Source organism: Kribbella sp. NPDC051770 (assembly GCF_040681455.1).
Lineage (GTDB): Bacteria > Actinomycetota > Actinomycetes > Propionibacteriales > Kribbellaceae > Kribbella.
This window is the reverse complement of record NZ_JBFAYT010000001.1, coordinates 1194217-1206911: the sequence shown is the minus strand read 5'-3', so window position 1 is coordinate 1206911 and position 12695 is coordinate 1194217. Positions and strand designations below refer to the sequence as shown.

Genomic DNA, 12695 nt, shown 5'->3' with positions numbered 1-12695 from the left:
GCGGCTCCTACTTGCCGTCGAGGGTCTTGCGGGCGTCGGCCACGAACTTCGGCACGCCCTGCTTGATCGAGATCTTGTTGAACGCGATGTCCTGACTGGTCTTCAGCAGCAGGTCGCCGACCGCGGTGGACGCGGCCGGACTGGCCTGCGGGGGAGCGAAGGCGTTCTTCAGCGCCAGGTCGGTGTACGCGAGCACCTGCTTCTCGCTGGCCGACAGGTCGCTGCCCTTCAGCAGGACGTCACGACCGGTGGCCGAGGCCGGCGGCCCGCTGATCAGCCGCAGCGTCTTCGCGGCCTCCTCGCCGTTGGTGAACCAGTTGATGAATGCGGCGGCGTCGTCCGCGCGCTGGCTCTTGGCGTTCAGCGACAGGTAGCTGCTGGGCGCCGGGAACGTTCCGCACTTGCCGTCCTTGGTGTAGCGCGGCGGCAGGGTGATGTCGATGGTGTGGTCGGTCAGGTCCTGGAAGCCGCCCTTGAGGTTCGGCGTGTGGATGTGGCCGAGCGCCGCCTGCTTCTTGACCAGCGGCAGCGTCGGCCAGTCGCCGTACACGGCCTGGGCGGCGATGTCGGCCGGGATGGTTCCGCCGCTGGAACGCAGCGCGGCCCAGTACTCGAACCACTCGGTCAGTGTGTCCTCGGTGAACGCGAGCGTGCCGTCCTTGTACAGCTCCTCGCCCTTGCTCCGCAGGAAGATCTGCAGCGACGTGGCGTCACCGCTCGGGTCCTCCGAGCCGTAGATCTTCTTGCCCGACTTCTGCCGGACCTCGTTGGCCAGCTTGGCGTAGTCGTCCCAGGTCCAGGTCTCCTGCGGGTGCGCCAGACCGAGCTGGTCGAGCACGGTCACGTCGTACCCCATGCTGTAGGCGCCCATCGCGACCGGGATACCGAACTGCTCGCCCTTGAGCTGGCCCTGGCTGAGCAGGTTCTTGTCGAACGGAGTCGCGTCGATGGTGTCCGGGATGTACTTCTGCAGCGACTGCAGGGCACCGGCCGCGCCGTACTGGCCGATCCGGGCGATGTCGATGTTGATCACGTCGGGCGCGTTGCCGCCGGCCATCTGGGTGGCCAGCTTGTCCCAGTACTCCGCGGTGGCGGTGCCCTCGAAGACCATCTTCACGTTCGGGTGGCTGGAGGTGTACTGGTCGGCGAGCTTGCCGCGCAGGCCGAGCTTGGTCGGGTCGCCGTAGCTGCTGAACCGGACCGACTCCTTGGCCTCCTTGGCCGCGGGGTCGAGGTTGCAGGCCGACAGCACCGGTCCGAGCAGGCCGGCCGCGAGTCCGGCCTGCAGGAAACGCCTTCGGCTGAAGTCTGTGGTCATGGCGGGGTTCCTTTCGGGCTAGCCCTTCAGGCCGGTCGTGGCGATGCCCTCGACGATGCGGCGCTGGGCGAGAAGGAAGACGACGAAGGTCGGCACCAGCGACAGCACCGACATGGCCAGCAGCTGCCCGTACGACGAGTCGCCGGTCGCGTCGACGAACCGGCGCAGGGCGACGGGCACGGTCTCGCTGCTGGGGTAGGACAGGTAGATCAGCTGGGCGAAGAAGTCGTTGTAGGTCCAGATGAAGGTGAAGATCATCGTGGTGATCAGCACCGGACCGGTCAGCGGCAGGATGATGCGGCTGAAGATCCGGACCTTGCCGCAGCCGTCGATCATCGCGGCCTCGTCCAGGGTGCGCGGGATGGTCCGGATGAACTGGACCATCAGGAAGATGAAGAACGCGTCGGTGGCCAGGAACTTCGGCACCACCAGCGGGAGGTAGGTGTTGACCCAGCCCAGGTTGAAGAACAGCACGTACTGCGGGATCAGCAGCGCGTGCGCCGGCAGCATGATCGAGCCGAGCATCACCGCGAAGAACACCTTCTTGCCGCGGAACTCCAGCCGGGCGAACGCGTACGCCGTCAGCGTGCAGGCGATCACGTTGCCGGCCACGGCCAGCGCCGCGATGAGCATCGAGTTCAGGTAGAAGCGGGTGAAGGTCGGATCGGTGGCCGTCCAGCCGCTGACGTAGTTGCGCGGGTCGAGCGAGGACGGGAACGGGTTCAGCTGGGAGAAGATGTCGGTCTCGTCCTTGAACGAGCCGCCGACCATCCACAGCAGCGGGTAGATCATCACCAGCGCACCGGCGACCAGTCCGAGGTGGACCAGCCAGCGGCGGCGTACGGGAGCTTGCTGGAGTGTGCTCATCAGCGGTCCTCGTAGTAGACCCAGCGGCGGGCGAGGCCGAAGTTGATCAGCGTGAAGGTGGCGATGATCAGCAGCAGCACCCAGGCCATCGCGCAGGCGTAGCCCATGTTGAGGTTCGTGAATCCCTGCTGGTACAGGTAAAGCGTGTAGAAGAGGGTGGAGTCCGACGGGCCGCCGCTGCCGCCGCTGACGACGTACGCGGGGGTGAAGGCCTGGAAGGCCTGGATGATCTGCAGCACGACGTTGAAGAAGATGATCGGCGTCAGCAGCGGCACGGTGACCGACCGGAAGCGGCGCCAGGCGCTCGCGCCGTCGACCGACGCCGCGTCGTACAGCTCCTGGGGGATCTGTTTCAGGCCGGCCAGGAAGATCACCATCGGCGAGCCGAACTGCCAGATGTTCAGCAGCACCAGGGTGTAGAGCGCGGTGTCGGGGTTGGAGATCCAGCTCCGTCCGGCGACCCCGAAGAACGCCAGGAAGGCGTTCAGCACACCGTCGTCGTCGAAGAGCTGGCCCCAGATCACCGCGATCGCGACGCTGCCGCCGAGCAGGGAGGGGATGTAGTAGATGGACCGGTACCAGGCCATGCCGCGCAGCGGGCGGTTCAGCAGGACAGCGACCGCCAGCGCGAACCCGAGCTGCAGCGGGACGGTCAGCGCGACGTAGATGAAGGTGACCTTCAACGACTGCAGGTAGCGCGGGTCGTCGGTGAACATCTTCAGGTAGTTGCCGAAGCCGTTCCACTCGGGCGGCTGGAGCAGGTTGAACTTGGTGAACGACAGGTACAGCGAGCCGAGCAGCGGCCCGGCGGTGAGCAGCAGCAGCCCGACGAACCACGGCAGCAGGAACAGGTACGCGACCCGGTCGGTCCGTCGGCGCGGCTTCGCCGGGGCGGGTGGCGTGGGGATCTCGACCGTCGGGTCGCGGCCGGCCGGAGCGGAGATCTCGGTACTCGTGCTCATCGGGCCTCCTTCTTCATCGGTGTAGAAACCGGCCGGAAGAAGGCAGGACAAAACTCCGGGGGTTCTCACCAAGTGAAATCAGACTTCCACTAGGCGAGAGGCTAAGACGGCTCGCGGGGATGCGCAAGAGGTCAGTGCATTCGTATTCACAAGCGTGGATCAGGGCCGGCGGCCGGTGCGCGGTAACCTCCGGCAGATGACGAGCACACCGCGGTCGCCGTACCTGATGAGAGCGGGACTCGTCCGCAACGTCCGCAGCGGCGAGCACCTGACCACCTTCGTGGTGTCCGGGGTGGCGACGGTGCTGATCACCCGGCTGATCCTGCAGCTGAGCGGCTACCCGCAGATCGGCGGCAAAGGGCTGCACATCGCGCACGTCCTGCCCGGCGGCCTGCTGATGCTGGTCAGCATCGTGCTCCTGCTCGCGTACGTCGGCCCGGTGGTGCGCCCGGCCGCGGCGCTGATCGGCGGCGTCGGCTTCGGCCTGTTCATCGACGAGGTCGGCAAGTTCGTCACCTCGGACAACAACTACTTCTACCAACCGACGGCCGCGATCGTGTATGTCGTGTTCGTGCTGATCGTGCTCGGCAGCCGGTTCGTGACGACGCGGCGGCCGATCGATCCGCGCGAGCAACTGGCGAACGTGGTCGACTTCGCGGTCGAGGGAGTCGCCGGTGGGCTGTCACGGCGTCGGCTGGCGCAGGCGTCGGAGCAGCTGCGGCAGGTCGGGCCGGAGGTGCGCGGGCGGCGCGAAACGCGTGCGCTGCTTGGCGCTGTGGAGCCGGACGAGGTGGAGCTGGCGGCGCCGGTCGACGCGGCCTGGCGTGCGGTGCGGCGAGGGTTCGACCGGCTGGCCACGCATCCGCTCGCGCCGACCGTTGCTGTCGGCGTACTGGTGGTGCAGGCGCTGGGAGCGCCGGCGATCGCTGCTGGGATCCGCTTCGACCGTGGGCAGTTGCTGACCGACTTCCCGGTGCTGGGCGTTGCCGCGGGGAGCGTGCTGTCGGCGACCTTCACGGTGCGAGGGGCGCTGCGGTTGCGGGCCGGTGATCGGGCGCGGGCGGTGCGGTTGTTCGAGCTCGCCGTACTGGTGTCGTTGCTGGTGACGCAGGTCTTTCAGTTCGCCGGGACGCAGTTCGCGGCGGTGGGCGGGATGCTGCTCGACCTGGTGCTGCTCGGTCTGCTGGGGGCGGAGCGCGATCGGCTGCGGCGCGAGGCCGAGCCGACCGCTGCGGTCATTGCGGCGAAGCAGCTGCCACCTGATGGTCCGTTGTTTCCTGAGGATCCGAACGACGCCGCCTAGGTTGTCTGCCGCCCCAGTTCTCGTTGCGTCCGAAGGCGAGCGGGGACATCGTGGCCAGGAAGTAGATCGCTCCGGAGGCCAGGAGCGCGGGTGTCATTCCGATCGTGGCGATCATCGCGCCGGCCACGACACCGCCCAGCGGTACGCCGATCCAGGCCATCGCGTCGCCGAGCGAGTTGACCCGGCCGAGCAGCGGGCGGGGGATCCGCTCGATGAACAGCGCGCCGAGCACGGGGTTGATGAAGCCCGCGCCGACTCCGGCGGTCGCCGCGACGACGACGAGCGTCCACAGTGGTGAGTCGAACGCCATCACGACGAAGCGTGGTGCGCCGCAGATCAGGAACGCGGCGGTGAAGACGAGCATCCGCGGGAGCTTGTCGCCGATTGCCGAGGCCAGGGCCGCGAACAGCGTGGCCATCACGCTGAACGAGACCAGGACGAGGCTGATCTCCGGCGGGCCGAAGCCGTTGTCCCTGATCCAGACCGGCAGCATGACCGCGCTCCAGGCCATGTCGAACAGGTTGGTGATGGCGATCATGATCACGAGGGAGAGCAGGAGGCGGTCGCTGCGGAGGAAGGTCCAGCCTTCGTGGAGCTGCTGACGGTAGGTGCCTTCCTCGGCGTCGTCTTGTTTGTGGTTGTGTAGCGTGGGGATCCAGCGCTTGATCAGCAGCGCGCAGAGGCCGAACGAGGCGGCGTCGATCCACAGGGCGTTCACCTCGCCGACGAGCGCGATGAGTGCACCTGCGAGGCCGAATGCAATCAGGCCGGCCAGGCGTTCGGTGGTGCTCTCCAGCCCGGTGACCCGCTCCAGCGGGACCTTCGCCGCGGTGGCGATGTCGGGGACGAGCGTGCCCTTGGCTGCGTCGCCTGGACCGCGGAGCGCTCCGGCGATGGCTACGACGACGAGGAGGCCGGGGAAGCTCAGCAGGTCGAGGGAGTGCAGCAGCGGGATCAGTGCGACCACGAACATGCTGGCCGCGTCGGCGGTCACGCTGATCCGCTTCGCGCCGAGCCGGTCGATCAGCGGTCCGCCGGCGGCCTTGCAGAGTACGAGCGGCAGCATCTCGGCGAGGGCGACCAGGCCGGTCTTGAACGGCGAGCCGGTCGTCATCAGCACGAACCAGGGGATCGCGATCGCGCTCAGCCGGGTGCCGCAGATCGAGATCACGTTCGCGGCCAGGAACGCGATCAGCGGCGCCTTCTGCTGGGTGCTCATTCCTGCTCCCACGGGAAGGTCTGGATCTGGACGCTGACCTTCTCCGTGCCCTCGGGGGCGGGCTGGGTCAGGTCGGTCCGGTACTTCTCGAACACGGCCATCAGGTCCTCGTTCAGCGCCTTGGCCTGCTCCGGCGTGAGGTGGAACGCCCAGTCGGACAGCATCGTCGCCTCGCGCCACTCCGGGTCGAGGGTCTGCCAGCTGTTGATCGCGCGGAACATGTTCTCGGCGTACGTCTGGCCGATGCCGTGCAGGAAGCCCATGGTCAGCTCGGGCTCGGTCTGCAGCAGCGCGGCGGCGTCGAACTCGGTCCCCATGTGCGAGGCCTTCCACCACCGGTCGCGTGCGTTGCCGCGGCTGTCGTCGTCCTCGACCAGACCGGCCTCGGCGAGCTGGCGCAGGTGGTAGCTGGTGGCGCCGGTGTTGACGCCGAGGCGCCCGGCCAGCGTGGTGGCGGTCTGCGGACCGTGGATGCGCAGCAGGCCGACGATCCGGTTGCGCATCGGGTGCGACAGTGCGCGCAGGATCCGGCCTTCGAGCTGAATGTGGTTCTCACTCATGGTCTGAGCGTAGGACTGCAAAGACAGTTTGCAAAGAGGTTTTGCAAAACTTCTTTGCGGTTTGGTTGTCCACAGGTTCTGAAGTCGTCTCCTGGTTGCGGCCGGGATCGCGGCACCTTGTTCACGACAGCACCCAACACCTGGAGGTAAGACCCATGCTGCGAGTGATGCTCGAGGACTCCGACTACTGCGACGTCCCGGCCGACCTGATGACCTTCGACGACGGCGTCGTCGTGTTCTGGCGCGACGGTGAGGAGGTCGGGCGGCACCGGCAGGCCCGGATCCGGTCGCTGGAGCCGATCGCGACCCGGTCGATGACGCGCCGGATCGAGGCGGCCCGCAAGGCGCACCCGAACGCCTTCACCGTCTGGACCGGGGAGCAGGAGGAACTGCTCCGGACGATGTGGAACGAGAAGGCGTCCCTGGACGAGCTGTGCAGCGCCCTCGGCCGCCAGCAGGGCGGGATCATCACCCGGCTGAGAGCGCTCGGGCTGATCGGCGAGGACGAGAAGATCAGCTGACCGGCGACACCCCGGACAGCGGCTGAACGAGACCCTTTTGTGACTCGAGGAGGAGGTCGGAGACAATGGCCCGATGCGTACCGAGCTGGAGCCGGTCTCGACCCCGGACATGGACCCGGGCGGCACGGACGGCGCGTCCGGTCCGCTGGGCGCGATCCGGGGTGCCCTGCTCGGCCGGGAGACCCTGGTCCGGGCGATCGGATCGGGGCGCCGTCGCGGTGCCGACGCCCCGGCGTACCACCGCGTCGAGCTGCGGTACGTCGACCTCAAGGCGGGCCGGCACCTGCAGGTCATGGAGTTCGACGAGCGCCAGTCGCACACCCGCAACGCCCCGGCCGGGAGTGCGGAGGCCGAGGCGGTGATCGACGAGCTGCTGCGCGCGCCGTACGGGAACTGGCACGTCGAGACGACCGCCGAGACGCTGCGGATGCGCTGCACCAAGAAGGGCAAGCTGCTGCTGCACCGCGAGCAGGAGTCGCGCGAGCAGTGGACCGACCACGACCGGACCAAGCAGCGGCTGCTCGACCCGGCCGCGCCGTTCCTGGTCGAGCTCGGGATCAGCGACCACCACGGCCGGGTGAAGCCGTCGCGGCAGTCGAAGTACAAGCAGATCGAGGAGTTCTGCAAGCTGCTCGCGCCGGCCCTCGACGAGGCGGTCGCGGCAGGCCGGATCGCGACCGGCCGGCCGTTGCAGGTGGTCGACCTCGGCTGCGGCAACGCGTACCTGACGCTCGCGGCGTACCACCTGCTCACGGCCGCCGGGCACGACGTGCGGATGACCGGGATCGACCACAACCCGGCGGCCCGGGCCCGCAACACCCAGCGGGTCGCGGCGCTCGGCTGGCAGGACCACCTGCGGTTCGTCGACGCGACCATCGCGGAGGCGCAGCTGGAGGTCCGGCCGGACGTCGTCCTGGCGCTGCACGCCTGCGACACGGCGACCGACGACGCGCTCGCGCGGGCGGTCGGCTGGGAGGCGCCGCTGGTGCTCGCGGCACCTTGCTGCCACCACGACATCCAAAAGCAGCTCAAGAGCGTCGTACCACCGGCGCCGTACGGTGCGTTGACGAGATATGGCATCGTTCGGGAGCGGCTCGCCGACATGCTGACGGACTCGTTGCGTGCGGCGCTGCTCCGACAGGTCGGCTACCGGGTGGAGGTGGTGCAGTTCGTGGACAGTGAGCACACGCCCCGCAACCTCCTCCTGCGCGCCGCTCGAACCGGAGCGACCGCGGGCCCCGAGATCCGCGCCGAGTACGAGGAGCTGGTCACGGCCTGGCAGGTCACGCCGCGACTCGCCACCCTGATCCAGCACCCCGACCGCAAGGCGGTGTCGTGAGCGCGCTCCGCACGTTTCTGACCGCAACGGCAGCCACCGTCCTCACCCTGACCGGCACCGCTCTCCCCACGGGATCCGCCTCGGCGCTTCCCGCCGGTGCCTCGGGCTTCGTCCCCTCCGCCCGGCAGGCTGATCCGCCGCCGGCTCCGAAGAAGCGCTTCACCATCCGCGACGACCGGGTCGACCAGTCTTCAGGCCTGGCCCGCAGCCAGAACTACGAAGGCGTCTGGTGGACCGTCAACGACTCCGGCGGCTCCGCCGAGGTGGTCGGCATCGACAACGCCGGCAAGGTCCAGGCGGTGCTCGGCCTGAAGCCTCCGGTGAAGGACGTCGAGGCGATCGCGGTCGACAAGGGCGGCACGATCTACGTCGCCGACATCGGCGACAACAAGAAGAGCCGCGACATGGTCGAGATCTTCACCTTCCCCGAGCCGAGCAACCTCGAGGACGTCGAGGCGGTCAAGTTCCACCGCTACGACTTCGAGTACCCCGACGGCCCGCACGACGCCGAGACCCTGCTGATCGACCCCGAGTCGCGCCGCCTGTTCATCGTCACCAAGGTCACCTCCGGCAAGGCCGGCATCTACGCCGCCCCCGAGGAACCGTCGATCGAAGGCACCAACGAGCTCACCAAGATCGCCGACGCCCCCGCCGGCGTCACCGACGGCATCTTCCTCCCCGACGGCAGCCAAGCAGTCCTCCGCAGCCAGACGGACATCGCCACCGTCGAGTGGTCTGACGAGCCCAACGTCATCGCCCGCACCGCCACCCCCACCGCCCAAGGCGACTCCATCGCCCTCAGCGACTCCGGCAACGCCCTCCTGATCGGCAACAAGTCCTCCGCGATCTACGAGATCGCCGTCCCCACCCGCAAACCAGCCGCAACCCCCACCACCCCCAAACCCACCCAACCCCAAGCCGCCGACCCCACCGACTCCAGCACCCCCAAGAAGTCCCACAACCTCCGCTGGATCCTCATCGGCGCAGCCCTCTTCGCCATCCTCATCACTTTCTTGACGTTCCCCCCAGGCCGCCGAGAACGCCTAGACCGCATGGCCGAAAACGCCCGCCTCACCGGCCAACCCCCACCAGACCCCCACGGCCGCCGCCGAGCCATCTGACCGGCGCGCTCAAGCTCGCACCCCACATCGCACTGCGCACCCGCACCGCAAACCCGCGCCGCACCGCGCACCCGCGTCCGTGCAGCACTGCGTACCCGCGTCCGTGCAGCACTGCGTACCCGCACCGCAGACCCGTGCCACCCCGCGCACCCCACGTCCGCGCAGCACTGCGTACCCCGCATCCGCGCCGCCCCGCGTACCCGCACCATGCCGCACCCACGTGCCGCCCCCTGCGCACCCGCGCCGCCCCACGTTCGCGCACCGCACCCGCGCACCCAGCGGCCTCACCGTGCCGCACCCACGCACCTACGCCGCACCCACGTGCCTACGCCACAACCACGCACGCAGCCGGTCTCACCGCACTGCGCCCGCCTACCCGCGCTCACCGCCGCATCGCACCTCGCGCCCACGCCGACGCCGCCTGCACCCGCGCAGCACCGCGCCCGCACTCGCACCGTGCCCCGCGCGCTGCTCACGCACCCGAGCGGTGACCACATCCCCCGCCGCCCCGTGCCCGCGTCCGGGCCGCATCGCACCCTCCCGAGTCCACGTCCGCGCCGCGCCCGGACCACATCGCACCGGCCACTGCCTCGCCCGCCCGCCAGCACCGGCACCCGCAGCCGCCCGCGTCCTCGCCGAGCCCGCCCGCACCGCGCTCCCGCGCTTGCACCTTCAAACACCGCGCTCCCGCGCCTGCACCTCAAACACCGCGCTCCCGCGCCAGCACCCTGTACATCGCCCGCGCTCTGCACCGCGCCCGCGCCAACGCGCACCGCGCGCACCCGCAATCCACCCGCTCGTGCCTGCGCCCACTTGCACTCGGCGCACCCACGCCGGAGCGCACCTCGCGCCGGCGCCCCGTGCGTCCGCACCCCGCGCCCCGTGCATCCGCACCCCGCGCACCCGTGCATCCGCACCCCGCGTACCCGCGTGCACACCTCGCCGGCACCCGGCCTGTACTCCGAGCCCTCGCACCCGCGCGAGCACCTCTCGCCAACATCCGGCCCACCTCGCGCCGACCTGCGGCGGCGCGCACCTCGGGCCCGGACCGTCGCCCGCGCACCAACACCCAGCGCCCGCGCGCACCAACACCCAGCGCCCGCCGCGCACCAACACCCAGCGCCCGCGCCGCGCCACCACCTCGCGCCGGCACCCGGCTCGCACCCACACCGACACGCGCCTGCCCACACCCCGCGCAACCAGACCGCACCTGCTCCCACCCGCACCGTCCGGCCGGGCGTACCGACGCCGACGCCGCACGTGGAGCGCCCGTCAGGTCGACCGGGGCAGCCAGGTCTCGCGTCCAGCAGGGATCGCGCGAATCGCACGCAGATGCTCCACGAACGCGATCAGCCCGGGGTGCCGGTTGTCCTCGCGCCAGACGATCGAGTGCGGGTAGACCGGTGTCGGGTCGACGATGTCGATCCGCCGCAGGTCGTACGCCTCCGGCCACAGGTACCGCGACCCTGTACCGACGAACGTCGCGAGCCCAGCGGACCCCGCGAGTCGTTCGAGCATCACCTCGACGCCGAAGCTGGGTCCCGCGGTGTCGATCCGCAGGCCGAACTCCGCCGCGAGCTGCGCGTAGTACGCACCCCACTCGGTGCCGCCCTGCAGTCCCGGCATCCAGATCGGGTACGACGCGAGCTCCGCGAGCGTGAGCCGCCCAACTGACGCCAGCGGATGCCGTGGGCCGACCAGCAACTGGTGCAGGTCGTCGATCACCCGCTCCGCCCGCAACGGCGAACCGACCGCCGCAGCCGGTTCCCGCAAGGACCGGAAGGTCGCGTCGACGCTCCCGTCAGCCACCGCGGCGACAGCAGCCTCCGCGGATGCATCCGGCAGCGTCACGACGTCCAGCTCGATCGCCGGATGCTCCTGATGGAAGGCGAGCAGCGCCGTAGCGGGCGCGGTCCTCCGATTCAGAACATCGATCCGCAACGGCCGACGACCGCCAAGAACAGCCGCCTCCGCCCTCTCCGCCGCCCGAAGCAACTCCTGCGCATACGGCAGAAACGCCTTCCCGTCAGCACTGAGCCGCGCACCTCGCGGAGACCGGTCGAACAACAACACCCCGAGCTGCCGCTCCAGCGCGGCGATCCGCTTGGACACGGCCTGCTGAGTCACCCCGAGCTCGTCAGCCGCCGCCTGAAACTGCCCCGCCTCGGTCGCCACCACGAACGTCCGCACCGCCCCGAGATCCACCCCGGCACTGTACGACGGGGCCGATGTGAATCCCGACGGCGTTGGAGCGCAGCCACACCGGCGTACGCCAACCACCGAAGGAGTCCATCCCGAGCATCCGCCGCGCAACCAGCAAGCCGGGAGATCAACCGGCCGACGAACGCCGAGCCGGCCAGCCGACGCGAACTCACCGGCGATCCGCCGGATCACCTCGGCGGGAGTTCCAGGGCGACCTCGCCGAAGACCAGCCCATACCAGCCGGACAGGAACGCACCGCTGGAGCAGCGGCCGCCGCCTCCGGTGTCCATTCGGCAATCGTGCAGGCGCAAGGCGGCCGCCGAGATCGGCCTCGCAAGGCGGCGCCGAGGCTGGCCACGTGAGGCGGCGCCGAGGCCGCCCGGGCAAGCGCGGGTGCAAGGTGCCCGCCGGGACCAACCCCGCAAGGCGGTCGCCGAGGCCAGGCCCGAGCCTCGGGCAAGTGCAGGCGCGAGCCGCCGCCGAGGCTGGGCGTGGACAACCGCGCGTTGTACCGGCCTGCGTGTCTGGTTGTTTGCGGCCCGATCGACCGGTTGATTGGCTGCTCGGTATGGAAATCCTCCCGATCCCACCCGGCTTCGGGGAGCGTGTCGCGCGCGCGATCCGGCTCACCGAGCAGCTCAACACCGTCCCGTACGACGACCAGCCGGCGATCCGCGCCGCCTGGAGCGAGCTGACAGGGCGCGCCGTCGACGACACGTTCCGGCTGATCCCGCCGGTCTACTCCGATCACGGCGTCAACGTGCGGGTCGGCCGGCACGTGTTCGTCAACCAGGGCTGCCGTTTCAACGACGTCGGCGGGATCGAGCTCGGCGACCACGTGATGCTCGGCCCGAACGTCAGCCTGATCACCTCCGGCCACCCGGTCGCCCCCGACCAACGCCGCTCCGGCATCACCGCGGCCCCGATCCGGGTCGGCCCGAACGCCTGGATCGGCGCCTCCGCGATCATCCTCCAAGGAGTCACCATCGGCGCCGACGCCGTAGTAGCCGCCGGCGCCGTCGTCACCCGCGACGTCCCACCCCGAACCCTCGCCGCCGGCACCCCGGCCCGCACAATCCGCCAGCTCGACTGACACACCCGCGCCTACCGCACCCGCGCCTACCGCACCCGCGGCATCCCACCCCGGACTCTCGCCGCCGGTACGTCGGCTCGCGCCATCCGCCACCGTGACCAGCACAGACGCCGTTCTCACCGCCGCGGTCAGCCCCGGCGCTCGCCCCGGAGACCGTCCGTCAGCTCGACGGACGGACCCGCCCTTCCGT

11 protein-coding genes are annotated in these 12695 nt (G+C 69.8%); 5 read left to right on the top strand and 6 right to left on the bottom strand.

Going from position 1 to position 12695, the window contains the following annotated elements:
- Nucleotides 1-7: 7 nt before the first annotated feature.
- Genes AB0M01_RS05825 through AB0M01_RS05815 form a run of 3 tightly spaced genes read right to left on the bottom strand, consistent with a single transcriptional unit; the run spans nucleotide 8 to nucleotide 3147 of the window.
- Nucleotides 8-1318 carry an extracellular solute-binding protein gene (locus tag AB0M01_RS05825; RefSeq protein WP_363665849.1) on the bottom strand — a complete coding sequence of 437 codons (1311 nt, stop codon included), beginning with the start codon at nucleotides 1316-1318 and terminating at the stop codon, nucleotides 8-10.
- A gap of 18 nt (nucleotides 1319-1336) precedes the next feature.
- Entirely contained in the window at nucleotides 1337-2185 is an 849-nt protein-coding gene (locus AB0M01_RS05820; protein WP_363665847.1) for a carbohydrate ABC transporter permease, read from the bottom strand.
- A complete protein-coding gene (locus AB0M01_RS05815) occupies nucleotides 2185-3147 on the bottom strand; it encodes a sugar ABC transporter permease (protein WP_363665845.1) in 963 nt (320 codons plus the stop codon). The genes AB0M01_RS05820 and AB0M01_RS05815 overlap by 1 nt, the downstream gene beginning before the upstream one ends.
- A gap of 196 nt (nucleotides 3148-3343) precedes the next feature.
- On the opposite strand from AB0M01_RS05815, the gene AB0M01_RS05810 reads away from it, so the two are divergent.
- Complete coding sequence (locus AB0M01_RS05810) at nucleotides 3344-4450, top strand: hypothetical protein (protein WP_363665843.1); 1107 nt, start codon at nucleotides 3344-3346, stop codon at nucleotides 4448-4450.
- On the opposite strand, the gene AB0M01_RS05805 is transcribed toward AB0M01_RS05810, so the two are convergent.
- Nucleotides 4383-5669, bottom strand: a complete 1287-nt coding sequence (locus tag AB0M01_RS05805; RefSeq protein ID WP_363665841.1) for an MFS transporter — start codon at nucleotides 5667-5669, stop codon at nucleotides 4383-4385. The two genes, AB0M01_RS05810 and AB0M01_RS05805, sit on opposite strands and share 68 nt — an antisense overlap.
- A complete protein-coding gene (locus AB0M01_RS05800; RefSeq protein ID WP_363665839.1) occupies nucleotides 5666-6229 on the bottom strand; it encodes a helix-turn-helix domain-containing protein in 564 nt (187 codons plus the stop codon). The genes AB0M01_RS05805 and AB0M01_RS05800 overlap by 4 nt, the downstream gene beginning before the upstream one ends.
- Before the next feature lie 155 nt (nucleotides 6230-6384).
- Here AB0M01_RS05800 and AB0M01_RS05795 point away from each other — a divergent pair, with 155 nt between their 5' ends.
- The 3 genes from AB0M01_RS05795 (at nucleotide 6385) to AB0M01_RS05785 (ending at nucleotide 9210) form a co-directional block, all read left to right on the top strand.
- Entirely contained in the window at nucleotides 6385-6750 is a 366-nt protein-coding gene (locus AB0M01_RS05795; RefSeq protein ID WP_363665837.1) for a hypothetical protein, read from the top strand.
- 73 nt (nucleotides 6751-6823) lie between these two features.
- A complete protein-coding gene (locus AB0M01_RS05790; RefSeq protein WP_363665835.1) occupies nucleotides 6824-8089 on the top strand; it encodes an SAM-dependent methyltransferase in 1266 nt (421 codons plus the stop codon).
- Nucleotides 8086-9210 (top strand): hypothetical protein, encoded by a 1125-nt coding sequence (locus AB0M01_RS05785; protein WP_363665833.1) that lies wholly within the window; start codon nucleotides 8086-8088, stop codon nucleotides 9208-9210. The genes AB0M01_RS05790 and AB0M01_RS05785 overlap by 4 nt, the downstream gene beginning before the upstream one ends.
- 1272 nt (nucleotides 9211-10482) lie before the next feature.
- Here AB0M01_RS05785 and AB0M01_RS05780 read toward each other — a convergent pair.
- Nucleotides 10483-11415: a LysR family transcriptional regulator gene (locus AB0M01_RS05780; protein ID WP_363665831.1), complete on the bottom strand. Its 933-nt coding sequence runs from the start codon at nucleotides 11413-11415 to the stop codon at nucleotides 10483-10485.
- A gap of 565 nt (nucleotides 11416-11980) precedes the next feature.
- Here AB0M01_RS05780 and AB0M01_RS05775 point away from each other — a divergent pair.
- On the top strand, nucleotides 11981-12505 hold the full coding sequence (locus AB0M01_RS05775; RefSeq protein WP_363665829.1) for a DapH/DapD/GlmU-related protein: 525 nt from the start codon (nucleotides 11981-11983) through the stop codon (nucleotides 12503-12505).
- Nucleotides 12506-12695 lie beyond the last annotated feature (190 nt).